Genomic DNA, 24,413 nt, shown 5'->3' on the forward strand with positions numbered 1-24,413 from the left:
ATGCCACAGGATGGTAAGAAAGTTTACGAAATCCAAATCAATATTTCCCAGAGACGATATATGAAAAGATATTCATATGGAAAGATATATGAAAATCGGAAAGGAACTTGAGACAGGATGTACACGCAAACTCAGTGGGGGGAAGAAGGCGGCCCGGGGCCCAAACCGGCAGCTGAACCCGGTGGGGATGATTCACATCGTCAGGAGTGTGGGGACCCGGCCGGCTTGGACGCCTGTGTCAAGTGCGGCATTTGCACGGCCCACTGCCCAGTGGCGAGGGCCTATGCGCCTTTTCCCGGTCCCAAGAATCTTGGCCCGGATGCGGAACGCCTGCGCCTTGAAGGAGTGGCTCTTGATCCGGGGTGTTTGGCGTATTGTACAAACTGTAAGACCTGTGAAGTGGTATGTCCGTCCGGTGTGCGCATTACGGACATGATTCTGCGGGCACGCCGGCAGCAGGGAAGCGCCCAAGCGGAAAGCGCTAAAAGCCGGTTGAGAATAAGGGATCACGTTCTGGGACGGGCTGAGTATCTGGGGCGCCTGGGCACGGTTTGGCCTGAATTCACCAACACGGTGCTGGCCACGAAACTGACACGCCGGCTTTTGCAAAAAGCCCTGGGGATCAGCGCCGAGGCCCCTCTGCCGAAATACAAAAAACGCTTTCGACTCGAGAAGGGATCCGCTGCCGAGTTGACGAGCGAATCGGGCCAAAACGGTGGCAAGAGTGTAGAGGGGACAGGAAGCTCAAGTATGGGGAGAGGAGCCGCGGGCGACCCAAGTGCGGGGAACGGATCTGCGAGCAAACAAGTTGTCTATTTTCCGGGTTGTTTCGTCAACTATAACGACGAAGCGACCGGTCTGGCGGTCATTAGGGTTTTGGAGCACAATGGGTTCGAAGTGATAGTGCCCGGCTTCCATTGTTGTGGGGTGCCGCTCACGGCCAATGGGCGCTTCCGGGAGGCGGAGGGCAATGCCAGGCGCAATTTGGCTTTGATGGAGCCCTATTTGGAGCGGGGGATTCCGATCATTACCTCCTGCACGAGCTGCGGTTTGGCTTTGAAAGAGGATTATCCGAGGATTCGGGTTCCCGCGGCCAAACGGATCGGGGCTCAGACCTATGACCTATTCGAGTTCCTTTGGCTGTTGCACGAGCGCGGCGAGTTGAAAGAGGATTTTCTGGAGGTGAGAGTTCCACTGGCCTATCATGCCCCTTGCCATTTAAAGGCTCAGGGCATCGGAACGCCTTCTCTCCGCATCCTGCGGCTTATCCCCGGAGTAAAAGCGGAGGAACTGGACGCGGGCTGCTGTGGTCTCTCAGGGAGTTTTGGTTTTAAGGCCGAGAAATATGAACTGTCCCTTCAGATTGGCCATGCCCTGTTTCAACGCGTACGGCAGGGGATGCGGGAAGGAAAGTTTAAGGCCGTGATCACGGAATGCGGCGGGTGTCAAGTGCAGATCGCACAGGGTTCGGGAGCGCGGTCACTTCACCCGGTGTGGATATTGGCTCAGGCTTACGGATTGGGAGGCGGGACTTGACCTGGTGATCACGAAATCCATCAGCCGTTTGCCCGCAATACCCTGGACACGTTGCACTATGTGCGAGCGCTTAAGGAAAAAGGGACTGCCGTGTCCTTTGAAAAAGAGGGTGTGAATACCCTTGACAGCAAGGGGGAACATTTGCTCTCCATTTTGGCAAGCCTGGCCCAGGAGGAGTCCAACACCCTCTCCCAGAATACGCGCATGGGGATTGCTGACCGTACGGATCGTTTTGATAACTCGTGGTCTGTCCCAGTGGGTCAGTGGTGCTTGTCACATAGTTGTTATTGGCATCATAAGCAGCGGTCGTGGCCAGCCTGCCGGGGCTTAAGCGGATAGTGTCAAATTTGGCCGTACCTTGGGCATTATAGAGCTCCAGCCAGACTTGAACCGTACAACACAACGGGACACCATTCTGGGTGCTTTCGGTCGGGGTTGAGGTACGGGAGATCTTATGACCGAGTGTTGTCGGAGGTATTGAAATATACAGACAGTTATGGTAACATTAATAAAATAAAGGCTCATATAAACCGAGGCGGGGGAAATCGGGACGGACCACAGGTCCAATTAGGCAGATAAGCTACCGCCAGTCCGATATTGCAGTTAATGTACAAGCAATCCGGTAGTTAGATACACCAATCTGATAGTTGCAAATCCGATAGTTCACCCACAATATGATAGTTGGGGCTAGAGTTTGAGAGAAGCCGCGAATCCGACTGTTTAAACTTAAACAGTTCAGTATTTGCGGTTCTTTTATTTTTTGAAGGCGCCAAGGCCCGACAGGGGAGGGGCCAAAGGAGTTGATGGAAGATAAGGACGTTCGGTGCGGTTTTCATGTTCTTGGGAGGTCTTGGGTTGTTCATGTACGGGGTGGAGAGCACGTCTGAGGGTTTGCAAAAGTTCGCGGCTCACCGTCTCCAAGCGATCCTCACTTCCATGACCAAGCGGACTTTGCTGGCTGCCTTATTCGGTATGGTGATGACTGTGGCTTTTCAAAGCAGTGCGGCCACAACGGTCTTGGTGGTGGAGTTTGTTAACTCGGGTTTGATGAATCTTACTCAGGCTTTGGGCATTGTGTTGGGTTCGGCGGTCGGAACTTCTCTCACTATCCAGCTTATTGCTTTTCAAATGCTGGATGTGGCTCTGGGAGCCATTTTTCTGGGTTTCCTTCTTCACAGGATAGGCCAGGGTGCTTGGAAACATCTGGGTCAAGCTTTGATCGGCTTTGGGATTATCTTCGTGGGTAGGAGTGATATGGCCGGAGCTTCGGCCCCCCTTAAAAACATCCCGGAGCTTTATTCATTCCTGTCCGGTCTGGGTCACAGCCCGATCTTAGGCATTCTGGTCGGTTTGGCTTTGACAGTGGTTATCCAGAACAGCACGGCTGTCTTTGCCATCATGATGTCGCTGGCGGGTCAGCACTTACTCGGTCTGGCGGCCGTCGTGCCGTTGGTCTTAGGCACGCACATTGGGGGAACGGTTACCACATTGTTATCGAGCTTTACCGCTCGGAAGACAGATGCCAAACGGGCGGCCTGGGCCAACACGGGGTACAAGGTCGTGGCCGCGGCGCTGGTGTATCCCTTCCTGCCGCAAATGGCCAAGTTGGTGCAGTGGAGCACGGGCAACCTTGAGCGCCAGGTGGCTAACGCCCACTTGTTTTTTGCTCTCTTCATGGTCGTCGTCTTCCTGCCCTTCAATTCGCTCATTGCCCGGGGCTTGAAGCGCTTACTGCCGGGTCGGGTTCAGCCCGAGCCCCTTCTCAAGCTAAAATACATAGACGAATCTTCCCTGGAGGTTCCGGCCGTAGCCCTGACCCAGACTCTCCAAGAAATTTGGAGTTTGGGCAGAATGATTTGGGAACAAATGATGCTGCAGGTGCCGAGAGGCGTCCTGGAAGTGGGGGAAGAAAGTCTCCGCCGGATCTTGGAGACGGAAAAGAAGGTGGATTGGTATCATCACCATATTTCACGGTTTCTGATCGCCTTGTCGAAGAAACAACTGACTGACGAACAGATGGAGGAAAACATTAATGCCCAGTTTATCTTGAAAGAGTTGGAGTATGTGGGGGATGAACTTGACTACGCGGCCGTGGTCATACAAAAGGTGCGCGCGCAAAATATGGATTTGACACAAGGAGATCGGGAGGTCTTGCGAGAATTATATCATAAGATTTCGAGGAATTTCTCGTCCGCTTTGGATGCGATGGAAAGGGGAGATGAAGAATTAGCGGCCGGGGTGATTCGCCAACACCCGGAGATCGTCCGGCTGCAGCGGTCGCTTAGTTTTACGGCCCTGGCGGAAGTCCCCTGCGCGGAAACGACGGCCGAAGACATTCGGCGGGAGGAAAAAATGCGCTATGCCAAGGTCGATCTGATGAACCATCTCTATAGTGTCGACGAGCATGTGGTCAACATCGCGCAAGTGGTGATGGGGATTGCATGACCGGGGGTTGCTTTCCGACCGGAGAAGACAACAGGGATCCCGCTTTTCAAAGGATTTTACGACTGCTTTACGGTGGCTTTACGTTTATTTTACGGCAGTTTGACACGGAGGTGTTATGATAACAGAGCCCGTGGCTTGAGATGAGGATGTTGAAAACGGAGGGCAGGCTTGTGAAAGTGTTAGGGCACAGGGGGGCTGCCGGCAGCGCCCCGGAAAATACCCTCCCGGCTTTTGAGAAGGGCCTGGAGTACGGAGTGGACGGTTTTGAGTTTGATGTGCAGCTCAGCCGCGACGGAGAAGTGGTTATTTGCCATGATGAACGCGTGGATCGGACCAGCGACGGGGTGGGCTGGCTGAAGGATTTTACCTTGAAAGAACTGAAAGCGTTAAATTTCGGGGTGCGTTTTGGCCGGCGGGCCGAGATTCCCAGGCTGAGCGAGCTGCTCGGTCTGCTGGAGGGGAAGGATCTGCTTCTTAACGTTGAGGTAAAGAGCAGTCCTTTGGTAGAGTATCCCGGAATCGTTGACAAAGTGGTGGAACTCTTGGCCAAGTACCGGGTTTTGCCCCGGAGTGTTTTATCTTCCTTTGACCATCGGGTGGCAGCGGAAGTGATCCGGAAATACCCCCAGGCGGCAACGGGTTTGCTTTACGCATCCGGTCCGCTGCGGCCCTGGCTCTATGCCGAGAAAATCGGCGCCGGGCACCTTCACCCGCATTTTGCCTTCGTGGATCCGGAACTTGTCCAGGAAAGCCACGCCAGGGGCATCGGCGTCAATGTTTGGACGGTGGACGAGCCTTGGGTGATGGAGAAAATGGCCGCGGCCGGGGTGGATTGTGTGATTACGAATTATCCGGAGCGTTTTAAGCTGCCGGCGGCCGTAAACCATGCCGACGACACGTTATCGCGGCGAGATGAGGACCGCTGAAAACCCGGTTGCCGGTAATTCGCGGGAGTTTTTCACGGCAGCACGCGAAGTGGCCGAAGAAAGCTTGAGAAAGGAGAAGCCGAGCGGTGGCTAGAGAAAAACCCAAGCCTACCCCCGGATCTCGGTCAAAATCCGGGGTTAAAGCCAAAGGCGCGAAAGAGTTGGCGCATGCTCTTCTATACCTGGGGCCGTCTTTAATTCTTTTTCTGATTTTCGTCTTTTACCCCATGGTTAAGACGGTATACTTGAGCTTTTACCTGACCAATCCCAGCGGAGATCCCGTAGTTTGGAAGGGGGTTCAGGCTTATCTTAGTTTGTTAGGGAGCGGCGCTTTCCGCAATAGTGTCCTTGTCAGTTTTCTGTTTGTACTCTACACGGTGCCCGGAACGATCTTGGCTTCTTTGCTCTTGGCAGTGCTGGCGAATGTCAAACTGCGCGGTATTGGTGTATACCGTACCCTGTATTCTTTAACCATCGGGGTTTCGGTGGCTTCGGCGGCGACGATCTGGATGTTGCTGTTTTCTCCCGCGGACAGTGGTATGTTAAACTATTGGCTTCATCTCGTGGGTTTGCCCAAGATTGGCTGGTTAGTGACGACCCGGAGCGCTTTGCCCTCTCTGGCGCTTATGACTGTTTGGATGGGAGTGGGTTTTAATTTTATCGTTTTGATGGGCGGGTTACAAAGCCTGCCGGAGGAGATTTTCGAGAGCGCGCGCATCGACGGGGCTGGGCGCTGGAAACAGTTTCGCCATATCACCGTCCCCTTGCTTTCACCCACGTTGTTTTTTCTCCTGGTGGTGGATACCATTGCGGCGTTTCAATCCTTCGGCCAGTTTAACATTTTGACGCTGGGTGGTCCGGACCATTCCACCAACGTCATCGTCTACTCTATTTATCGGGAAGCTTTCTTTAACTCCCGCTTTGGCCCGGCCAGCGCCCAGGCCGTCGTCCTCTTTGTGATCATCTTGGTTTTAACCCTTGTGCAATTCGGGGTGGTTGAGAGGAAGGTGCATTACCAGTGAACGCCGCAAGTCGCACACGTGCCGCGAAAGTTGTTCAGTACGCCCTTTTAACTCTGGGGGCTCTGATGATCGTTTTTCCCATCCTCTACGCGTTGGGTTTAAGTCTGATGAGCGGCGGGGAAGCCGCGGCCTATCCTCCGCACATCATTCCCCAGCATTTCCAGCTCAAGAACTTTGTGAGCGCGGTATCCGAAGCCCCTTTGGGGCGGTTTATGCTGAACAGCTTCATCGTTTCGGTGATTGTCACGCTGGCTCAATTGGTCACAGCTAGCTTAGCTGCCTATGCTTTCGCTTTTATGGAGTTTCCTTTTAAGAAGATCATTTTTCTGGTCTTCTTATCGACGATGATGATTCCGGGGGAATCCACCTTGATCCCGAACTACTTGACCATCCGCTCCTGGCACTGGATCAACACCTACCAGGGCTTAACGGTTCCCTTCATGGCCACGGCTTTCGGGACGTTTCTCTTGCGCCAGTTTTTTTTGACCTTGCCGCATGACTTATTCGACGCGGCCCGCATCGACGGCTGCGGACGGCTGCGCTTTCTCTGGTCGATCGCGCTGCCTATGGCCAGGCCGGCCCTGGGCACACTCGGGGTTTATGCTTTCATTAATACGTGGAACCAATATCTCTGGCCTCTTTTGATCACAAATTCCACCAGTATGCGCACCGTGCAAATCGGAATTGGCATGTTGCAATTCCAGGATGCCACGACTTGGAATGTGGTCATGGCCGGAGTGGTTATTATCTTGTTGCCTTCGCTGCTCACCCTTGTCCTCGGTCAAAAGCAACTGGTCAAGGGTTTAACATCCGGAGCGGTCAAAGGCTGAAGAAGGAGGGGACGCCCCCAAGAAAACGGGCCGGCACGGGCGGTGACGCCGTGCGGTCCGCATTTCCCGGCGGGAGGGTTAAAGCGACCGGGAACCGGCCGGACAATCGGTCGGAAGCGCACGCGGCTGAACAGGTACGTTGGAGAGAATTGTGCCTGTAGTGAACGGGTGCAATTACAGACAAGACAGTTGTGAAGGAGGATATCATGAAGAAAAGGCAAACTTTGAAAATCCTGAGCGTTTTATTGGTGCTCGGTCTTCTCCTTGTGACGGGATGCGGCACAGGAACAACGAAGTCCGGCCAGACAGCGGGGGGACCGATCACGGTTACTTTTTGGCATTCCATGGGCGGTGTCCCCGCCAAGACTTTAACTTCCTTGATCGATAAATTCAACGCGACGCACAAGGATATTCAGGTGAAGTTGGTTTATCAGGGGAGTTATGACGATGCTTTTAATAAGCTAAAAGCCTCGCCTGACCAGGGACCGGATCTGTTCCAAGTCTATGACATCGGCACGCGCTACATGATCGATGCGGGTCTGGCGACTCCCATGCAAAATTTCATCGACCAGAGTAAATTTGATCTAAGCCAATTTGAACCCCACGTTTTGCACTATTATCAGGTGGGCGGCAAACTCTATTCGATGCCTTTTAACACTTCAGTCCCGGTCCTCTATTATAATAAAACGATGTTCAAAGCCGCGGGGCTCGATCCCAATAAACCGCCCCTAACCTTTGCCGAAGTGGAGAAAGATGCCAAGGCTTTGACGGCCACCAGCGGGGGCAAGAAAGTCTATGGTTTTTCGCAGGCGATTTACGGTTGGTTCTTTGAACAATACCTGGCCCGGGACGGAGCGCTTTATGTCAATAACGGCAATGGCCGTGACAAAGCGGCCACGGAATCACTTGTGAATTCTCCCGCCGGGGTGCAGATCCTGACTTGGTGGAAAAAGATGATTGACGACGGGGTGGCCACAAATCTCGGCCGGCAAACTTCGGCGACCCAAGCCGCTTTCGGGGCACAGCAGATTGCCATGACCATCGATTCCTGTGGCATCCTGCCCAACCTGACCACGGCTGCCGCCGGCAAATTCCAGATCGGGATTGCTCCTTTGCCCAGGGGCAATGACGCGACAGACAGCGGCCCGATTATCGGCGGAGGTTCTCTGTGGATCCTGAAGAATAAACCCAAAGCGGAACAGGAAGCCGCCTGGAAAGTCGTGCAGTGGCTGACCCAGCCGGCCCAGATGGCGGCTTGGACAGTCGGGACCGGGTACTTGCCGATTAACAAAGCCGCGGTCAATGAACAGACCTACAAGGACTTCCTGGCGAAATACCCCTCTTATCAGGTGGCTTTGGACCAACTGCATAATACACCGGAAAACCGGGTAACAGAGGGAGGCCGGATTGGGGTCTTCACTTCCGCCCGGGCGACAGTGGAAAATGCTATTGAACAAGTAGTGTTGAATAAAGCGACTCCGCAGGCTGCCTTGGACGCGGCGGCCAAGAAAATCACCTCAGCTATCCAAGAGTATAACCAAACGATGGGTATCAAGTAGGGGCGACGAGGTTGCCCAAAGGGTATGCCCGGTGGCCAAAGCAGGCCGGAAATCTTCCGATGGATGAAAGAAATAATGCGAACAGCACTCTTCCGGGGAGGATTGCTGTTCGCGTCTTTGTCGTACCGGTTGGTGCTAAAAGGGCGGCTGCTGACGGTTTTGCCGACGGATTTCCGTTGATGACCCGAATCGGTCGCCCGGACGGATGTCGCTTCTGGGAGTAAATTTAAGTTGGGGTTTCGCAGGTTTGCTCTCAGCGAACCCGAATACTCTCTCCCGCGTAAATCAGATTAGGGCGGCGGCGAAGCTTAGGATTGAGACGCAGCAGAACATTGACAGAGGTCCGGTTGCGCCTGGCGATCAGGTGCAAAGTCTCACCGTGACGAACAACGTGCATGGATTTTCCCTCCTCTAATACCGAATTGATGCCAGAGATGGAATATTGTATGAGGGGGAAAACCCGCGTCGTGCCAGTACACGGGCGCATGCGGGAAATTTCTCAGGGCCGCCTTGTCCGGTGCGCAGCAATTTCCTCCAGCCTGGTTTTGGGTGGCGTTTCGCGAAGTGGATTCGTTAAGCCTCACTTCCAAGTGAAAGCCCCTTGTTTTGGCGCGATATTAACGATATTAACGCTCTTTTTGTCTGACTTTAGCGGTGTAATCATCGATCATACGGCAAATGTTAACCATGAGCCGCAGTTCTTCTGGATCTTTATCCTTGGCGATGGCCACCAGCTCATTGATCAAACTGTCGGGTTCGACCTTGATTTCCTCTTGCAGGAGGTAATCAAGCGTGACTCCCAAGGAATTGGCAATACTTACGACCGTTTCCAGACTGGGGTTCTTTTCCCCCCGTTCGACCTGGCCGACGTAGGATTCGTTGACCTCCGCGGCTTCTGCTAATTGTTCCTGTGTCAGCCTGTATCGAGTTCTCTCTTCTCTGATGCGTTGGCCCAAATGCCTGAATACCATGGTCATAGCCCCTTTCCATGCCACTATATGGCATTTGGCACGGGGCTTGAAGACGCTATCGGTATGATCGCAATTGACTCGGGGTACTTAAAAGTGCTATTCTTTTCCCAGCAATACTCAATATTGACCTGTGAGATGGGTTAGAGAGTAAGGAGAATCTGTTGTATGGGTCACCGGGTTCTGGTTGCGGATGACGCGAGTTTTATGCGCCTGATGATTCGTCAGGTCTTGCTCCGTCTGGGATGCACAGAGGTTTTGGAAGCCGGAAATGGGTGGGAGGCAATTGAGATTTATTTGGCGAAGAGGCCCGTTCTCACGGTTCTGGATATTACCATGCCGGAACTCAATGGTTTGAAGGCCCTTGAACAGATTATTTCCTTTGATCCGCAGGCGAGGGTAATTATTTGTAGTGCCATTTCTCACAGCAATGTTGTTCGTCAAGCCCTGGATCTCGGTGCCGTTGACTTCATTGCCAAACCATTTCGAGCGGAGGAGCTTGAAAAGACGCTGATAAAGCATTTAGGTGCCGGAAACAGTTCCTAAGGCCGGCGCGCGACGGTAAGAAAGGAGTGGTCAGGCAGACGATTCGGCGCAGGAAACCGCCAAAATTGAGTTTACCCAAAGGAATGAGGCAGGAGGCCGTGACGGCCTCCTGCCTCGCAGTTCGCAATAGGTGTAGGTGTGCGGAGCGAGCTTTGCTTTATCCCGCCGGTCTCGCAGGGCTTGTTGCGATGAGGCCGGCAAGTGCCGGTTCAGGGCGTCGGGGTGTCCGGGTTACTTGAAGTGTTTGGCATGTCGGTAGCGTTCAGAGTGCTCGGATTGCGCGGGGGATTCTGATTTGCGGTGCCCGGGGTTTCAGGGATATCCGAGGTAGCCGGGGTATCTGGGGTATCTGGGGTATGTGAGGTATCTGAGACGTCTTGGGTGTTTGGCGTGTCCAAGGTATTTGGGGTGCTTGTGCTCTCCGAAACAAGGCGCCCAGGCTCCCCAGACCTGCTCAGAACTGGAGCCTGCGCCGCGGGTGCCCCATAATCTGCGGGGGAACCGCCGGCTTCTTCCTTAAGCAGAGAGAGGACCCAAATCATGGGCAAGACCATGTTAAACGGTGTAATCGCCAGGGAAACCAGAACATCCAATAAGGGCAAAATCCGGTTCAGCACTAAAAGCACGACTAAGATTAAGAGAGCCGTACCGATATAGCCCCAGAGGGCAGCCATATGCCGGCGAAAGAAGGTGAAGCTTTCCCGCAGGGTATGCCAGAAACTGTGTTCCCGGCGAGCGAGAAGATAGACTTTGGCGGTTCCAAGCCAGGGGATCAGGTAGATGACCAGGGCGGCCAGGGCGATGAGGTAGACGACGAGGAAGAGGGCCAGAAGTATCTTGATCCGGTGGAAAAGAAGGGCGCCAAGGACGGCAATGGCAGCGACGATGAGCTGGGCCAGGAAGAGGAGAATGTTCCAGCCCAGGATTCGCCAAGTTCCCCGAAGCCGGAAATCGCGAAATGAAGGTCTTTCTCCCTTAAAAGCTTTGTGGGTAAGCTGATAGGTTCCGGCGGTAAAACCTGCGGAGGTAAAGAGGGAGATGATGATTAACCCCAATAAGGACCAGGCCAGGCGGCCAAGGAAGGGGCGCACGAGTGCCGGGTCTTGGAGGAAAGGCAAGCCGGCGCCGAAGGGACCAAAGGGACCGAAAGGCATGGGGCCGCCATAAGTGAAGTTCCCGTGCAGGCTTCCGCCGGGAAATGGCGCATAAGGGCCGGGGAACATGGGTGCCCTGTGCAAGAAGGCGCTTGAGGGAATGGCGGTCGGGGCTTGATGAAACAGGCTAAATACGAAGATGACAATTACGACAGCCATGAGCAGAACGTATATAAGGAACCAGAGGTAGAGAGCGGGCGCTCCCCGCAGAAAGGTTTGCCAAGTGAGTTTGAGCCGCTCGGACCAGCGCATGAAATCATTCCTTTCCTTAATTGCGACAATGTGCGGGTGGCATGTTTTTGATCATAAGGTAACAGCTTGGAGTTTGCTGATAACAGGAGTTCGCCGTTTAAGTGCGGGATTCCTCTTTTAGCGGAGTTTTAGCGACAAATGGGTAGACTTTTGTCCGGAGTCAATGCGTGTCGCAGATGGCACTCCGAAGATCATTATATGCCGGGGAGAGGATAATTAATCTTGCCGGCCTGGAAAAAGGCGAACGCACCTGGTTAAAAGATGAAAAAGAGCTCAGGCAGAGAAAGCAAAGGGGTTCGGGCAGACAGGCACGGCAAGATTCCTTGCGCTAAGGGGTGTTTGCGGAATTTTCGCTCAGACGGTAGAATTCTGGGAGGTATTTGGTTAGAATGATAGGGAAAACCGTTATGTCATTACATTATCATTATCATTAGATTATTATTACATTATAAGGAGAAATGAGGGCGAGAACGATGTCTTTTGCCGAGGTGAGCGGTGAGCGGATCCATTATGAAGAAGCAGGCAAGGGGGCAGCGGGACAGCCGACCGTCCTCTTTGTGCACGGAGCGGGAGGAAGCTCAGGCACTTGGAAGAAACAACTGGCCGGACTCAGGGGCCGGCATCTCGTGGCCGTGGATCTGCCCGGACATGGGGAATCCGGGGGTGAGCCCCAGGATGAGATCGCGGGCTACAGGGAGTTCGTCCGCTGCTTCGCTCAGGTTCTGGGCCTAAAGCGCTTTGTCCTGGCAGGGCATTCTATGGGCGGGGGGATTGCTTTGGATCTTGCTTTAACTTATCCCGAAACCCTGGCCGGAATCATCCTCGTGGGCAGCGGCGCCCGGTTAAAAGTGAGCCCGGCCATTTTAGAAGTCCTGGCCGAGGGGAAGCACCCGCTGGGGAGTGTCAAGTACATGTATGCCAGGAATGCGGACGAGAAGATTCTGGACGAGGCCAGGAAAGAGATGGAACAGGTCTCTGCGCAGGTGTTTGAGTCGGATTTCCAAGCCTGTAACCGCTTTGACGTTAGAGAGAGGGTCGCGTCGGTCGGGGTGCCGGCCCTCATCCTCTGCGGCGAAGACGACCTAATGACCCCGGTCAAGTTCTCCCGCTATCTCCGGGATAAGATGCTTTCGACGACCTTGATTCTGGTCCCCGCGGCGGGACATATGGTCATGTCAGAACAGCCGCAAGCTGTTAACCGGTCCATTGAGGATTTTCTGGCGACACTTTGATCCGGGGTTCAAGGAGCCGGCTTGTCCTATGAAGACGCCGGGCTGCATTAAAGATGGGATGCCCTGACAGAGTCTCATTACTCCATCAAGACATCCCGTATCAATACATTAACTCGTTTTGTCAGACACCGGCATTTTAAGCCCAGACGCCGATATTCTGCTCAGCCGTCCGAATCCGGAGCCTGGGGTTCACTATCAGGTGACCCGTCCGTATGATGGACCACGGGGTACGGCACGTTACCCTTGGTCGCGGCCCACAGCATCTTATTGAATTGGGTATCATTGTTGGCGTCTTCCACATTCCAAATCATCTTATTGGCCACCGCCGCCATCGGGGCGTTTTGACCGTTTTTCGCGTTCACATTGTAGGTAGGCTGGACGACCTTGTACGGGGTGAAGTTCGGCTTAAAGGTGAAAGCATTCAGCATCGGGGTTGCTTCAGCATCGAATTGAGTCATGGGTTTCACTGTAGTTTGCCAACCAGTTTTTCTCGGTGTAATCGTTGGAAATGGCCGCAGTGGACCAGTTGTGTCCCTGGGCACTGGTTAACTAATTGTTTCAACAGATATAAAACCATGTTAAAACGAATCCACCGCTTAAGCCGGCGGGTGCACAAAGTTGCTAACAATAAACCGATGTGGCGCCTGGTTTGCCGCATCGGTTTGTTCATGAGTGCCCAGGGGCTGTCCTGTTTCGGTGGCAGTCGGGGGTGGGATAAGGACCGTTAACCTAAGTTTACAGACCTGTTGGCGCAATATTCAGGTATTTGCTCCGGCATGCACTTATAATATCTAGTGTGGATTATAATCTTTTGATGACGTATACACCTCCTGCCGGCCGGCAGGGAAAGAAGTGTGAGCCGTTGGTTGAGGGACGTTCATCCGGGGGGTGGAAAAGGATGCAAACAACGGAAGATCCGAGCATTGCCGGGATTATCGGCGACAGTCCCCAGATTCTTGACCTAAAACAAGCGGTTCTGAAGGTTGCTCCACGTAATACGACCGTGCTGATCACAGGAGAGACTGGAACGGGGAAAGAGCTGTTTGCCCAAGCGCTGCATCAAGGCAGCTTGCGCCGTTTTAAGCCGTTTGTCCGGGTCAATTGCGCGGCGATTCCGGAGGCACTTTTGGAATCGGAGTTATTCGGCTATGCCGAGGGAACGTTTACCGGGGGCAAAAAGGGCGGCTACCTGGGAAAATTTGCGCTTGCGGACGGCGGCACGGTTTTCCTGGACGAAATGGCCGAACTGCCTTTGGCGCTTCAGGCTAAACTTTTGCGCTTCTTGGAAGAACATGAAATTCAACGCTTGGGGGAGAGTTTGCCCCGGAGAGTCAACGTGAGGGTGGTGGCGGCCACAAATGCCAATCTTGTGCAACTGGTCAAATACAAGAAGTTTCGCAGTGACCTCTACTACCGCCTCAATGTTGTGACTTTGGAAATACCGCCCTTGCGCAGCCGGAGGGAAGACATTCCCGTCCTGACCCGAGCTTTTATGAAGCAGCTGAACGCGGAGTACGATTATAGGGTTTACCGTCTGGACGCTGACATACAGCGAATTTTCGACAGCTATCACTGGCCGGGAAACGTACGCGAATTACGTAATATTTTGGAAACGGCGTTCAACTTGCATGATGGGGGGCAAGAGCTGAACGTCGGACATTTACCCCCGTATTTGCGAAGATGGTTTCAGGAACAAACGGAGAGAGCAAAAACGGTGAGCCTGGCTTCGGGTGTTTCGACAGTCGGACAGGTTGAGGCGGACGCCGGAGGGGAGAGAAAGGAGGGGATGGACGAAACCGTTCGGCGGGAAGGCGAAGCGTGGAGAGGCGGGAAGGTCGGCCGCCGGCCCCGAGCAAGCCGGCGGCCGACGGCCAAAGAGGAAAAAGAAAGGGCTTTTTGGCGGCCTGAAGCGCAGGGGACGATTGAGGCAAGGGGTAGAACAAACGAGTCTGGAGAGGGAGCGAAGGAAGCAGGAAACAGGGCCATGGAAACAGGAGGCGAGGCAAAGGGGGCAGGGGCCACAGCTAAAGAAGCCGGGAGCGGGGCGAAGGAAGCAGAAGGCAGAGTGAGCGTAGAAGGGAAGAAGGTGAGGGAGGGGGCGGCCGGGACAAACGAAGAAGAAAGAAGGAACCGGGAAGACCGAACAGACAAAGAAGATAGAGCGGGCGAAGAATGGGGTAAAGCGAGCAAAGGAAGGGGCGGAAGGGACGAAGGAAGAACCGCAGGGGACAAAGGGAGAACCAGATCAGCCGAGGAATGGGACGGAGCGGGCGAGGCGATAACCTGGACAGAATGGGTAAATATGATAGGCAGGCGGTCCCTGGCAGAGATTACCGATCTGTTTGAAGGAAAGCTTTTGCTCCATCTTTTGGGCAGTGGGCGTAACAGGACGGAGATGGCAGACCTGTTGGGGATCTCACGCCAGGCCCTATATAAGAAACTGCAAAAATACCACCCGGGAAAGTAGTTCTCATAGATGTCTCAAGCCTCTCTGTCCCAGAGTTTGTCAACTTATATTTACGTTCCGGTTCCCAGAATTGTGTAAACTTTCCCCCACGTCGCAGTCCGGGTGTCAAACAAAGATGACACCCGGCTGAATGCCAGCCGAACTTTCTGGCACCTTCAGGGGTTCTTCCGGCCGCCCGCTTGGATTGCCCGAACTGTTGAAGGCGCGATAGTCACTATTCAGCGGCCGATCTTAACTTTTGGGGGTGAACGGCCGGGCGGAGCGCCTGGGGAACACATTGTTGGCCGGTAATTTGCTATAAGGCGTAAGCAGGGAAAGAGTCAAGTGCGATTCCCTGGGGTTGTGCAGAATCTGCGGCCCCAAACCGGCAATGGCCTAGCGGTTCTTAAATAAATGTCAGAGGGGGGAGTTTATGCCTAACGTATTGCACCAAACGATCGGGGACCTGCTGGATGAGGTGAGCGAACGGTTGCCGGACAAAGAAGCTATGGTTTATGCGGATCGGCCTGTGCGCCTCAGCTACAAGCGGTTGAGAGAGGAAGCGGACCGGGTCGCCAAGGCCCTGATTGGCTTAGGGATCCGCAAGGGGGAATCGATTGCCCTCTGGGCCACCAATGTCCCCGAGTGGATACTTTTGCAAATGGGCAGTGCCAAAATGGGAGCTGTCCTGGTTACGGTGAATACCCAGTATAGGAGTACCGAACTGGAATATCTGCTGAAGCAGTCCGACAGTGCGGTTATTTTTCTGGTGGAGGGGGTGAAACAGACTCACTATGTCGAGATTTTAAGTTCCGTGCTGCCTGAATTCACGCGCCATCCCCAAGAACAGCCCTACACTTATCCCGCCTTGCCCAAACTCAGATACAGGATTCTGCTGGCGGATAAACAAGTTCCGGGTTTGCTGAATTGGCCGGAGTTCCTGGCTCACGGCGCCGGGGTAACGGACGAAGTACTGAAAGAGTATCAAGAGAATACCCGTCCCGAGGATGTCATCAATATCCAGTACACCTCGGGCACGACCGGTTTCCCCAAAGGGGTTATGCTCACACACTATAATATTGTCAACAATGCTAACGCGGTGGCCGACGCCATGAATCTGCGGGAAGAAGATCGTCTTTGTTTCCCGGTGCCGCTCTTCCATTGTTTCGGCTGTGTCATGTCATCTCTAGCCTGTGTGACCAAAGGAGCCACTATGGTTCCCGTGGAATACTTTGAACCCAACGCGGTTCTCAAAGCGGTGGAGCAAGAGGCTTGCACCGGTTTGCAGGGCGTACCTATGATGTTTATTTCCGAACTGGAGACGCTGAAAACCACCCCTTATGATATTGGGACTTTGCGCAAAGGAATCATGGCGGGGTCTCCCTGTCCGGTGGAAGTGATGAAACAAGTGATCGGGACGATGGGAATGGAGGAGGTGACCATTGCCTATGGGCAGACGGAGTCCTCACCGGTCATAACCCAAACCCGGATTGACGATCCTCTGGAACGTCGGGTAACGACGGTGGGTCGGAAGTTGGATGGGGTTGAGGTTAAGATCGTGGATCCGGCTACGGGAGAACCCGTACCCTATGGGCAGCAGGGCGAACTCTGTGCCCGAGGTTACAGCATTATGGCCGGTTACTACAATATGCCGGAAGCCACCGCCCAGGCCATTGACGCGGAGGGATGGCTGCACACGGGGGATCTGGCGGTTATGGATGAAGCCGGCTACTGTAACATCACCGGCCGCTTGAAAGACATGATCATCCGCGGCGGCGAGAACATTTATCCGCGCGAGATCGAAGAGTTTCTCTACCGTCATCCCAAGATCGCCGACGTTCAAGTCGTGGGGCTGCCGGATATAAAGTATGGTGAGGAAGTCTGCGCCGTGATCCGCCTGCGCGAAGGGGAAACGGCCACGGCGGAAGAGATTCGGGACTTTTGCCGGGGGCACATTTCCAACCACAAGATTCCCCGCTACATTGATTTTGTGCAAGGATATCCGGCGACGGCCAGCGGCAAGATACAAAAATATCGCTTACGCGAGATCTATATTGAGAAATATAACCTGCAAGAGGCGGCCGCGGTCATCACAGCTTAAAGAGGAGACCGCGGGAAGGGTCAGCAAGGGAGAGGACGGTCAGCGGGGGACAGGACTTTCCCCAAGGGAAACCGCGTCGAATTCCGGCTTAGAAGCCCGTAAAAAGAAATTCCCCCGGGCGAAAGCAAGAGGACATCTGCAACGGTAGTTCAAGCAAATTCCCAGCGGCAGGAGCGGCTGCCGCCGAGTGTTTATTAAATTTAGGGGAGGAATGTGACTTGAGACCAGTATATATGATTGCCGGGGGCATTACCAAGTTCGCCAAGGCATCCCCACGCAAAGATTTCCGTTATATGGTCAAAGAAGCCTTTGACCAAGCGATGGCCGATGTGCCCGGTCTGACCTTGGATATGATTGACGGCTCGGTGGCGTCTTATTTTTCCGATCATTTTACACGGCAGCTGATGGCCGGGATCATGGTCCACGACTACTTGGGTCTGACGCCGAAACCTTCAAAACGGATTGAATCCGGCGGTGCCACCGGGGGAATGTGCATCCAATCGGCCTGGGAGGCAGTGGCCAGCGGGCGGATGGATGTTTGTGCGGCCTTTGGCTTTGAGACCATGTCCCATGTCAACACTTGGAAAGGGAACGAATTCATTGCCCTTGCTTCCGATACCAACTTCGACTATCCGGTCGGAGGATTTTACACCGGGTACTATGCCATGATGGTCAAACGGCACATGTATGAATTCGGCACGACAGAAGAGCAGCTGGCGGCTGTGTCTGTGAAGAATCATGCCAATGCCCTGCACAATCCTTATGCCCAATTTCCGGCGGAACTCACCATTGAAGATGTGTTGAAGTCGGAGATGATTGCCGATCCATTAAAACGCCTGGATATCTGTGTCATGTCAGATGGGGCTGCGGCGGTCATTCTGGCCTCTGAGGAGATGGCCCGGAAACTCACGGACAAACCGGTGCGGATCAGCGGAGTCGGTACTGGGACTGATGCCATGCGCATGGCTGATCGTCCCTCCCGTGAGGTCATTCTCCTTCCGCACGAGAACGCGGCCGACTATAAGGGTCTGAAATATCCCGGGGTCCACTCTTTCCGGGGCGGCCGGACGGCGGCTAAGGAGGCTTACAAGATGGCCGGTATCACCAATCCTCTGGAAGAACTCGACTTCGTCGAACTGCATGACGCGTTTACCTCTTCCGAAATCCAGACCTATGAGGACTTGGGCCTGTGCAAATATGGTGAAGGGGGTAAGTTCGTCGAGTCCGGTGCGGCCGGCCTGGGAGGAAAAGTCCCGGTCAATCCTTCCGGCGGGCTCCTGGCCTGCGGACATCCGGTCGGCGCGACCGGCTTGATGCAAGGAGTCTTTGCTTTGTGGCAGTTGCAAGGCACCATCGGTCAGCATTTCAACGGGGATGACACCCTCCAGATTAAGAACGCCAAACGGGGGCTCATTCACAGTCATGCCGGCACCGGGACCTATATTACTGTAAGCGTGATGGAGAGGGGGTTCTAAAGCATGAGTGCGGAACAACGGACGAACTCGGCGGGCAAAGTGAAACTGGAAGAACAGGAGATAGGGGCGGTTCTTTACAACGTGGATCCCATCATAATGAAGTACCACTACGAGATTGACTACATGCACAGTTATGCCCAAGATTCGCCCTTCTTTGAGGGCTTGAGCAAAGGAGAACTTTGGGGGAGCAAGTGCCCGGTTTGCGGCAGTACCTTTGGCACCCCGCGCGGCCATTGCATGAATTGCGGAGCTAAGACGGAATGGATGCAACTTCCGTTGGAAGCAAAGATCCACACTTATACCACCTGCTATTTCGGCAGTCAGGAATTTCTGGCGGAGACTCCTTTTACTTTGATCCTGGTCGAATGGCCGAATGTGGATACTTTTTTCCTTTCCCGTTTGTTGGGGGTGGCCCCGGACGAGGTTAAAATTGGTATGCCGGTGAGGGCCAAGTTCAGACGCCTGAGCCAGTTCAAACCGACGGATGTCTATTTTGTTCCGGAAGAGAGTTAACGGCCCCGGCGTGAGCAAAGCGAGTTTTTCGCCAAAGCGTTCTTGTAAAAGCGGCCCATGGGTTCCGGAAGCAGCGTACGACAAAAAAAGGTTACGGAGGAGGGGTAAACATGTTGGATTTAACGGCCGAACAAAAAGCCCTCCAAGACATGGTACATTCCTTCGCTCAGGAAGTCATCGCTCCGGGAGCGGCCCAACGCGATAAAACGGGAGAGTTTCCCTTGTCCATCGTAAAGCAGATGGGGGAATTGGGGCTTCTGGGGCTTCCCTTTGCGGAGGAATTCGGTGGGACGGGCGGGGATTATGTTTCTTACGCGATTGCCGTGGAAGAGATCACCCGGGCTTGTGCCTCCACGGGTATCACTTATGCGGCCGACCTTTCCCTCGGGATCAGTCCCATTTATCTCTTCGGTACGGCGGAGCAAAAAGAAAGGTACCTTCCCTCCCTCTTTCGCGGGGATTACTTGGCGGCTTTCGGGCTGACGGAGCCGGAGGCCGGCTCGGATGCCGGCGGCACCCGGACCCGGGCTGTGCGCGGAGAGAACGGTTGGGTGCTGAACGGTTCCAAGTGTTTTATTACCAATGCCGGCTACGCCGGGGTGGTGACCGCCACCGCGGTTACGGCTCCCGAGCGCGGCACCCGGGGAATCAGCGCTTTCCTGATCGAACCGGGAACCCGGGGTTTTCAGGTCAATTCTTCTTACGAAAAACTGGGTCTCCATGCCTCCAATACGACCGAACTCGTCTTTGACGAGGCGAATATTCCCCTGGGGAATCTTTTGGGGAAGGAAGAAAATGTAGGTTTCAAGCAGTTCCTGCAAATTCTGGATAGGGGAAGAATCAGCATTGGAGCTATGGGAGTGGGTTTGGCCCAGGCCTCCCTGGATGCAGCCCTGGCCTATGCCAAGGTGCGCAAGCAATTCGGCCAGCTCTTGAGTTCCTTTCAGGCCATTCAGTTTAAACTGGCGGATATGGCGACCCATGTGCAGCTTTCCCGGCTGGCGGTTTGGAATGCAGCCCGTTTAAAAGACGCGGGTAAGCCTTTTACCCAGGCTGCGGCTATGGCCAAACTCCATGCCTCGGAAACCGCCGTCAAGTGTGCCCTGGAGGCTATCCAAATCCACGGAGGGTACGGCTACATGCGGGAATACCCGGTGGAACGCTATCTGAGAGATGCCAAGCTCCTGGAGATCGGGGAAGGGACTTCGGAGATCCAGCGCCTGGTGATCGCCCGTTCTTTGGGGTGTGCCTGAGGGTGGTACCTGAATGTGGTGCCTGAAGCCAGGGGCGACGCGATCACGGTCCGCCCTTAGTTTGACCGGAAAGCCCAACGGGCTTTCCCAATTGGATCAAGAAAAGAGGCACCTTTCCGGGCTTGCTTAAAGTCCCGGGGGCGCCTCCTTTTTTTGCCGCGGTAAAATGGGGCCGCTCATCTGCACAAAAATTGACAGATGTAGGCGCTTGACATTTCGGCCCGGAAGGCTGAGTCCAAGGAAAAGGCTCCGGCAGATACTATGGGAGAGATCGCGCGGACATATTGTTCGGCTTTTTTGAAAAACCTGAGAAATAGCGCCGGGAACCAGGAATTACGAGGAGGTGCAAGCTAAATTTGGGTTTGCGTCCGACGTGAAAAGGAGACCGTAGAGGTGGTTAGCCGTGGTGTCTGGCAGCACCGACGTGAAAATGAGAGCGCTCGTGGATCAAGTTGACATCTAAGAGCAAGTTGCGGTCGGACAGAATTTTTAACGTGGGGCCGTCGGCGGCCAGGGTATGATCCTCCCGGATGACGATGACTCGCTCCGCAATGTCTTCGACGATAGAAAGGTCATGTGTGGCTATGATCACGGTTTTGCCCGCGTCTTTTAAGGCGGTGAGGAATTCCACCAGCCAGAATTGGGTGCGGGGATCCAGACCGTTAGTGGGTTCGTCCAAGAAGAGAACTTCGGGATTGACGGCTAGGACGCTGGCCAAGGCGACTTTCTTTTTCTCGCCGCCGCTTAAACGGTAAGGGGGGCGCTCCAAGAGATGTTGAATTCCCAGGAGTTCCGCTGTGTCCCGGACCCTTGTCTGTACCGTTTCGGTGGGGAGTCCGGCCTGCAGCGGGGCGAAAGCGAGTTCATCCCAAACGGTGGCCGAAAACAACTGCGCATCGGAGTTTTGAAAGACAAAGCCAACCTGTTGCCGGAAATTTTGCAAAAAAGCCTGGTTTCGCAGACTTTCCTCACTGAGTGTCTGGCCGAACGCCGTAATCTCTCCCGCGGTCGGAAAAATCAGCCCGCAAAGCAACTTGAGCAAAGTGGATTTGCCGCTGCCGTTGGCTCCTAATATGGCTAAACTCTCCCCTTGATACAGATCCAAGTTGATCTGCGTCAAGACGGGCTTGTCCGGAAGGTAATTATAGGAAACGCTTCTTAAGGTAAAAAGCGGTATTGACTTCGTCATATTCACCCTCCCAATACTTTGTCCGCGGCATAGAGAGTAAGGCTGGAAAGAAGGATGACCCCTGTTGTGAAGAGATCAAGCCACGTGAGCTTAAAGTGCCGGGAGAGGCGGACTTCGCCGTTGTAACCCCGGGCGGCCATGGCCTGATAGATTTCTTCGCTCATCAATTGGGATTTACCGAAGAGCCCGCCCATAGAGGAGGCTACAAAGCGACGTTGTTCCTTGATATCGGAAAGACCGGCATCGCGCGCCTTGCGGGCCATGAACATTTCCTCCAGGCTCATAACTAAGACAAAAATGTAGCGGTACGTCATTTCCAAAGTGGCGACAAATATCTTTGGCAGGAAGAAGGTGCGCAGAGCGCGCAGAAGATCATGCCAGCGAGTGGTGAGCGTGATGATCATGGCCAAACTGACGGAGATTCCTACCCGGCTCACGAGCAGAGCGTCCCCCTGCAGGCCTTGTTTGGTAATGGCCAGGGTGGCAGGAAGGCGCCAAGGGCCGATCCGGAGCGGAGCCCCCAGATGAAAGAGGGTAAAGAGGGGGTCTCCGGGCCGCACCCAGCTAAAAAGTGCGGGCAGGGCCATGATTCCGGTGAACAGCGGCACGACCAGCCAAACCCTTTTCAGAAGAGAGCGGACTGAAAGGCCGGACAAGTGGGCCGCCAAGAGGAGAACCAGGTAAAATCCCCAGAGAAGGGTAAGATGGCTTAGCAAATTAAGGGAGATCAACAAGAGGAGGAGGGCCATCACTTTAACCCGAGGATCGAGAGATTGCAAAAACCCGGGTTGTAAAGCGACTTCTTCCGAGAAGACGGAAGCGTGCAGGAAACGAATGATATCTTCCAAAGTCTTTTGCACAAACCCCTGCTTCTTCCGTCTGCCCAGGCAGCCACAGGGGCAAAGAGCGGGGCTGTTTTCTTGGAGCCAATCGGGAAGCTTCATGGTCGTTCCCCCACTGTCTTGTTTTTTGCCGGCATGCGCCGGGGCGAAACCCCGAACTGATGTGCTTGGACTCCCATCCCGGGGCCCGGCCGGCATCGGAGTAGCGAGTCCGGCCTTTGTGTCCGGGAGTTAACGAGCTAAGATGTCCGCCCTGTCTGTTTGAGCGGTGCTGACGACCGCATGAGGAGCGGGCCGGCGGCCTTCTTCCGCTTCCAGGACGATGCGGTGGCTTAGGAGGGTCATGTCTTTGATCCTGGCTCTGATGAATTTTTGCCGGCCGAAAATATCCACGAGTTTGAGTCCGTCCTCGTAGGGTTCGATAATGTCGACGGCTTCCATGAACAGCGCTTCGCCCTCGCTGTTTTTTAGATAAGCATTGGCTTCACACATGGTATTCCCTCCTCAAATTGATTAAAGCAAATGTTACGAAGGCTTGGCTGACCCGCGATCGCTCAGGTGGAGCAAGGCGCGGGGCGAGAACAAAAAAAGCCAGGAGCAAGCCATTCTCATTTCCGAGTGCTCCGAGTCCACACTCAGCAGAGAAGGGTCCAGACCTCCATGGCCTTTGCTTCCGCGAATTTTCAATTAGTTGCGTTTCTACTGGCTACATCCCATTATACCCGGTCCGCTTTCGAATTTGTAGGGGTTCTAAGCTTTTTATTTAAAGAATCTTTGCGCAAGCCGCGGTATGGCCGCGGGTATTTTTTAAAGGGAAAAAGGGCATTCTTTTTGACGGACAGAATTATCATCTTCGGGGGTGTAGTAAGATGCCAACCATTCATTTTGACGGCCCGGCGCTCACAATTGATCAAAAGCGCAGTTTGATTCACGGAATGACTCAGGCCGCTTCACAAGCTCTGGGGTTACCTATGGCCGCCTTCAATGTGGTACTTGATGAACACGAGCGCAGCAACATGGGCGTCGGCGGCGAACTGTTGGCGGAAAGCCCGTTTTACGAACAACGCCGTGACAAACTTGAGGATTAGACCGAGGAAAAACGAGAAGCCGAGCGGTCGTAAAACTACCGGTCGGCTTTTGCGTAACCTACTGTGTGCTGCGCTTGGCATAATTGCTTCGAGTCTGCACTCCGTTCAAGCGCTCTGCACCGCCATCTTCTCACGTGCGGCATGACCCAAAACGGCTGTTTCCATGGATGATGCCTTGCGAAAAATCTTTTGCGGCTTCCTGATTTTCCGGGCGGGTGGGATCATTGCGCATCTTTGAAGCGAACCATCGGACATTTCTTACAGACGTCCAGCCCCGGCCATTCCGTCCCGGTGTACGGGAAGGAGGCTCCGTCAGACACTTCAGTGCGGTAGGCCAGCTGCCGGGCCACGTCCAGGATCTGGTCACCCGGTATGAAGACGTTGACCTCCCCCTTCTCGGTTTTGCCGGAGGTATAACTGCCCGAGCACATGGTGCTCATGTTAGGCTTGTGGTTCAGGTAACTCCAGACGGCGCCTCCACAGACCGCTGAGTTCACGGTGTGATTGAATTGAAGGGGATGAACTTTGAAAGCGCCGATGAAATCATTCAGGATGTGGTAAGCCTGCAGGGGGTTGCAGACGAACATGACCACGTCGGGATCCACCGGCGTTTTGGCGAGCGGAGCAGTCATGAATACTTTCAACTCCCCCAGGGGCAGGCGAGGCTTGGTGGCTAAGACCTGTTTGGCAAGTTCCATATCCGCCACATACTTAAAATGCCCTTTGGCTTCTTCATCGGACGGGGCGGTATAGCCGAAACTGGTCAGGCAGTTTTCACATAAAATATTATCATTCGTTCCTTTGAGGACATAGTTGGCCATGCGGGTAGCCGCCGTAAATTGGCAGAAGGTGAGTTTCGCGGCCGCCCTCTTCTCAGCCGGGTATTTTGCCGCTTCTTCCGCAGACTTAAAGAACTTTATGGCTACCGGGTGATAATCGAGTTTTAAGAGGCGTTCAAACAGTTCCTGAGCGTCAGCATAGGTCGTGATGGATTTCGGATCAACCAATTCTATCTTCTCCTCTCGGGTTGCATTGC

Annotated in this window: 22 protein-coding genes and 1 pseudogene; 15 read left to right on the top strand and 8 right to left on the bottom strand. The window is 54.1% G+C overall.

What is annotated here, in order from left to right:
- The first annotated feature begins 117 nt into the window (after positions 1-117).
- The 7 genes and pseudogenes from MNU25_RS06310 to MNU25_RS06340 all read left to right on the top strand — a co-directional run bounded on the left by MNU25_RS06310 (position 118) and on the right by MNU25_RS06340 (position 8,318).
- Positions 118-1,536, top strand: a complete 1,419-nt coding sequence (locus MNU25_RS06310; RefSeq protein WP_240984295.1) for an anaerobic glycerol-3-phosphate dehydrogenase subunit C — start codon at positions 118-120, stop codon at positions 1,534-1,536.
- A gap of 1 nt (position 1,537) precedes the next feature.
- A pseudogene (locus tag MNU25_RS06315) lies at positions 1,538-1,758 on the top strand (recombinase family protein); the annotation flags it as partial.
- 639 nt (positions 1,759-2,397) lie between these two features.
- A complete protein-coding gene (locus MNU25_RS06320; protein WP_240986750.1) occupies positions 2,398-3,981 on the top strand; it encodes a Na/Pi cotransporter family protein in 1,584 nt (527 codons plus the stop codon).
- Positions 3,982-4,151: 170 nt separating this feature from the next.
- Positions 4,152-4,907, top strand: a complete 756-nt coding sequence (locus tag MNU25_RS06325; protein WP_240984296.1) for a glycerophosphodiester phosphodiesterase family protein — start codon at positions 4,152-4,154, stop codon at positions 4,905-4,907.
- An 86-nt stretch (positions 4,908-4,993) separates the two neighbouring features.
- Positions 4,994-5,929, top strand: a complete 936-nt coding sequence (locus MNU25_RS06330; protein ID WP_240984297.1) for a carbohydrate ABC transporter permease — start codon at positions 4,994-4,996, stop codon at positions 5,927-5,929.
- Positions 5,926-6,759: a carbohydrate ABC transporter permease gene (locus MNU25_RS06335; protein WP_240984298.1), complete on the top strand. Its 834-nt coding sequence runs from the start codon at positions 5,926-5,928 to the stop codon at positions 6,757-6,759. Before MNU25_RS06330 ends, MNU25_RS06335 begins: the two co-directional genes overlap by 4 nt.
- 206 nt (positions 6,760-6,965) lie before the next feature.
- Complete coding sequence (locus MNU25_RS06340) at positions 6,966-8,318, top strand: ABC transporter substrate-binding protein (RefSeq protein ID WP_240984299.1); 1,353 nt, start codon at positions 6,966-6,968, stop codon at positions 8,316-8,318.
- Between the two features lie 253 nt (positions 8,319-8,571).
- On the opposite strand, the gene MNU25_RS06345 is transcribed toward MNU25_RS06340, so the two are convergent.
- Positions 8,572-8,715, bottom strand: coding sequence for a LysM peptidoglycan-binding domain-containing protein (locus tag MNU25_RS06345; RefSeq protein WP_240984300.1), 144 nt, complete (start codon positions 8,713-8,715; stop codon positions 8,572-8,574).
- A gap of 229 nt (positions 8,716-8,944) precedes the next feature.
- Positions 8,945-9,289, bottom strand: coding sequence for a helix-turn-helix domain-containing protein (locus MNU25_RS06350; protein WP_240984301.1), 345 nt, complete (start codon positions 9,287-9,289; stop codon positions 8,945-8,947).
- 165 nt (positions 9,290-9,454) lie between these two features.
- Here MNU25_RS06350 and MNU25_RS06355 point away from each other — a divergent pair, with 165 nt between their 5' ends.
- Positions 9,455-9,832: a response regulator gene (locus tag MNU25_RS06355; protein ID WP_240984302.1), complete on the top strand. Its 378-nt coding sequence runs from the start codon at positions 9,455-9,457 to the stop codon at positions 9,830-9,832.
- 209 nt (positions 9,833-10,041) lie between these two features.
- Here MNU25_RS06355 and MNU25_RS06360 read toward each other — a convergent pair whose 3' ends face one another.
- Positions 10,042-11,238, bottom strand: a complete 1,197-nt coding sequence (locus MNU25_RS06360) for a 6TM ABC transporter family protein (RefSeq protein ID WP_240984303.1) — start codon at positions 11,236-11,238, stop codon at positions 10,042-10,044.
- Positions 11,239-11,696: 458 nt separating this feature from the next.
- Here MNU25_RS06360 and MNU25_RS06365 point away from each other — a divergent pair, with 458 nt between their 5' ends.
- Positions 11,697-12,470 (top strand): alpha/beta fold hydrolase, encoded by a 774-nt coding sequence (locus tag MNU25_RS06365; RefSeq protein WP_240984304.1) that lies wholly within the window; start codon positions 11,697-11,699, stop codon positions 12,468-12,470.
- Between the two features lie 161 nt (positions 12,471-12,631).
- Here the strand turns inward: MNU25_RS06365 and MNU25_RS06370 are convergent, their stop codons facing one another.
- On the bottom strand, positions 12,632-12,928 hold the full coding sequence (locus tag MNU25_RS06370; RefSeq protein ID WP_240984305.1) for a hypothetical protein: 297 nt from the start codon (positions 12,926-12,928) through the stop codon (positions 12,632-12,634).
- A 440-nt stretch (positions 12,929-13,368) separates the two neighbouring features.
- Here MNU25_RS06370 and MNU25_RS06375 point away from each other — a divergent pair, with 440 nt between their 5' ends.
- The 5 genes from MNU25_RS06375 to MNU25_RS06395 all read left to right on the top strand — a co-directional run bounded on the left by MNU25_RS06375 (position 13,369) and on the right by MNU25_RS06395 (position 20,258).
- Positions 13,369-14,937 (top strand): sigma-54 interaction domain-containing protein, encoded by a 1,569-nt coding sequence (locus tag MNU25_RS06375; protein WP_240984306.1) that lies wholly within the window; start codon positions 13,369-13,371, stop codon positions 14,935-14,937.
- 412 nt (positions 14,938-15,349) lie between these two features.
- The gene (locus MNU25_RS06380; RefSeq protein WP_240984307.1) at positions 15,350-17,017 is read left to right on the top strand and encodes an AMP-binding protein; all 1,668 of its coding nucleotides are present in this window, start codon (positions 15,350-15,352) and stop codon (positions 17,015-17,017) included.
- 218 nt (positions 17,018-17,235) lie between these two features.
- On the top strand, positions 17,236-18,492 hold the full coding sequence (locus MNU25_RS06385; RefSeq protein WP_240984308.1) for a thiolase domain-containing protein: 1,257 nt from the start codon (positions 17,236-17,238) through the stop codon (positions 18,490-18,492).
- Positions 18,493-18,495: 3 nt separating this feature from the next.
- On the top strand, positions 18,496-19,005 hold the full coding sequence (locus MNU25_RS06390) for a Zn-ribbon domain-containing OB-fold protein (protein WP_240984309.1): 510 nt from the start codon (positions 18,496-18,498) through the stop codon (positions 19,003-19,005).
- A 110-nt stretch (positions 19,006-19,115) separates the two neighbouring features.
- On the top strand, positions 19,116-20,258 hold the full coding sequence (locus MNU25_RS06395; protein ID WP_240984310.1) for an acyl-CoA dehydrogenase family protein: 1,143 nt from the start codon (positions 19,116-19,118) through the stop codon (positions 20,256-20,258).
- Positions 20,259-20,655: 397 nt separating this feature from the next.
- On the opposite strand, the gene MNU25_RS06400 is transcribed toward MNU25_RS06395, so the two are convergent.
- From MNU25_RS06400 to MNU25_RS06410, 3 genes are all read right to left on the bottom strand, one after another.
- A complete protein-coding gene (locus tag MNU25_RS06400) occupies positions 20,656-21,447 on the bottom strand; it encodes an energy-coupling factor ABC transporter ATP-binding protein (RefSeq protein ID WP_240984311.1) in 792 nt (263 codons plus the stop codon).
- 2 nt (positions 21,448-21,449) lie between these two features.
- On the bottom strand, positions 21,450-22,391 hold the full coding sequence (gene cbiQ, locus MNU25_RS06405; protein ID WP_240984312.1) for a cobalt ECF transporter T component CbiQ: 942 nt from the start codon (positions 22,389-22,391) through the stop codon (positions 21,450-21,452).
- A 129-nt stretch (positions 22,392-22,520) separates the two neighbouring features.
- Positions 22,521-22,781, bottom strand: a complete 261-nt coding sequence (locus MNU25_RS06410; protein ID WP_240984313.1) for a CooT family nickel-binding protein — start codon at positions 22,779-22,781, stop codon at positions 22,521-22,523.
- Positions 22,782-23,158: 377 nt separating this feature from the next.
- Here MNU25_RS06410 and dmpI point away from each other — a divergent pair, with 377 nt between their 5' ends.
- Positions 23,159-23,377, top strand: coding sequence for a 4-oxalocrotonate tautomerase DmpI (gene dmpI / locus MNU25_RS06415; protein ID WP_240984314.1), 219 nt, complete (start codon positions 23,159-23,161; stop codon positions 23,375-23,377).
- 221 nt (positions 23,378-23,598) lie between these two features.
- Here the strand turns inward: dmpI and MNU25_RS06420 are convergent, their stop codons facing one another.
- Positions 23,599-24,384 carry a DUF169 domain-containing protein gene (locus MNU25_RS06420; protein WP_240984315.1) on the bottom strand — a complete coding sequence of 262 codons (786 nt, stop codon included), beginning with the start codon at positions 24,382-24,384 and terminating at the stop codon, positions 23,599-23,601.
- Between the last annotated feature and the right edge of the window lie 29 nt (positions 24,385-24,413).

Source organism: Acididesulfobacillus acetoxydans, assembly GCF_902729405.1.
Taxonomy (GTDB): Bacteria; Bacillota; Desulfitobacteriia; order Desulfitobacteriales; family Desulfitobacteriaceae; genus Acididesulfobacillus; species Acididesulfobacillus acetoxydans.

Bases quoted from the DNA above. Each gene is read 5' to 3' on its own strand.
- dmpI (WP_240984314.1), top strand. From the start codon at position 23,159: ATGCCAACCATTCATTTTGACGGCCCGGCGCTCACAATTGATCAAAAG.
- MNU25_RS06390 (WP_240984309.1), top strand. From the start codon at position 18,496: ATGAGTGCGGAACAACGGACGAACTCGGCGGGCAAAGTGAAACTGGAA.
- MNU25_RS06345 (WP_240984300.1), bottom strand. From the start codon at position 8,715: ATGCACGTTGTTCGTCACGGTGAGACTTTGCACCTGATCGCCAGGCGC.
- MNU25_RS06370 (WP_240984305.1), bottom strand. From the start codon at position 12,928: ATGACTCAATTCGATGCTGAAGCAACCCCGATGCTGAATGCTTTCACC.
- MNU25_RS06360 (WP_240984303.1), bottom strand. From the start codon at position 11,238: ATGCGCTGGTCCGAGCGGCTCAAACTCACTTGGCAAACCTTTCTGCGG.
- MNU25_RS06310 (WP_240984295.1), top strand. From the start codon at position 118: ATGTACACGCAAACTCAGTGGGGGGAAGAAGGCGGCCCGGGGCCCAAA.
- MNU25_RS06355 (WP_240984302.1), top strand. From the start codon at position 9,455: ATGGGTCACCGGGTTCTGGTTGCGGATGACGCGAGTTTTATGCGCCTG.
- MNU25_RS06400 (WP_240984311.1), bottom strand. From the start codon at position 21,447: ATGACGAAGTCAATACCGCTTTTTACCTTAAGAAGCGTTTCCTATAAT.
- MNU25_RS06365 (WP_240984304.1), top strand. From the start codon at position 11,697: ATGAGGGCGAGAACGATGTCTTTTGCCGAGGTGAGCGGTGAGCGGATC.
- MNU25_RS06410 (WP_240984313.1), bottom strand. From the start codon at position 22,781: ATGTGTGAAGCCAATGCTTATCTAAAAAACAGCGAGGGCGAAGCGCTG.
- MNU25_RS06320 (WP_240986750.1), top strand. From the start codon at position 2,398: ATGTACGGGGTGGAGAGCACGTCTGAGGGTTTGCAAAAGTTCGCGGCT.
- MNU25_RS06395 (WP_240984310.1), top strand. From the start codon at position 19,116: ATGTTGGATTTAACGGCCGAACAAAAAGCCCTCCAAGACATGGTACAT.
- MNU25_RS06380 (WP_240984307.1), top strand. From the start codon at position 15,350: ATGCCTAACGTATTGCACCAAACGATCGGGGACCTGCTGGATGAGGTG.
- cbiQ (WP_240984312.1), bottom strand. From the start codon at position 22,391: ATGAAGCTTCCCGATTGGCTCCAAGAAAACAGCCCCGCTCTTTGCCCC.
- MNU25_RS06350 (WP_240984301.1), bottom strand. From the start codon at position 9,289: ATGGTATTCAGGCATTTGGGCCAACGCATCAGAGAAGAGAGAACTCGA.
- MNU25_RS06340 (WP_240984299.1), top strand. From the start codon at position 6,966: ATGAAGAAAAGGCAAACTTTGAAAATCCTGAGCGTTTTATTGGTGCTC.
- MNU25_RS06375 (WP_240984306.1), top strand. From the start codon at position 13,369: ATGCAAACAACGGAAGATCCGAGCATTGCCGGGATTATCGGCGACAGT.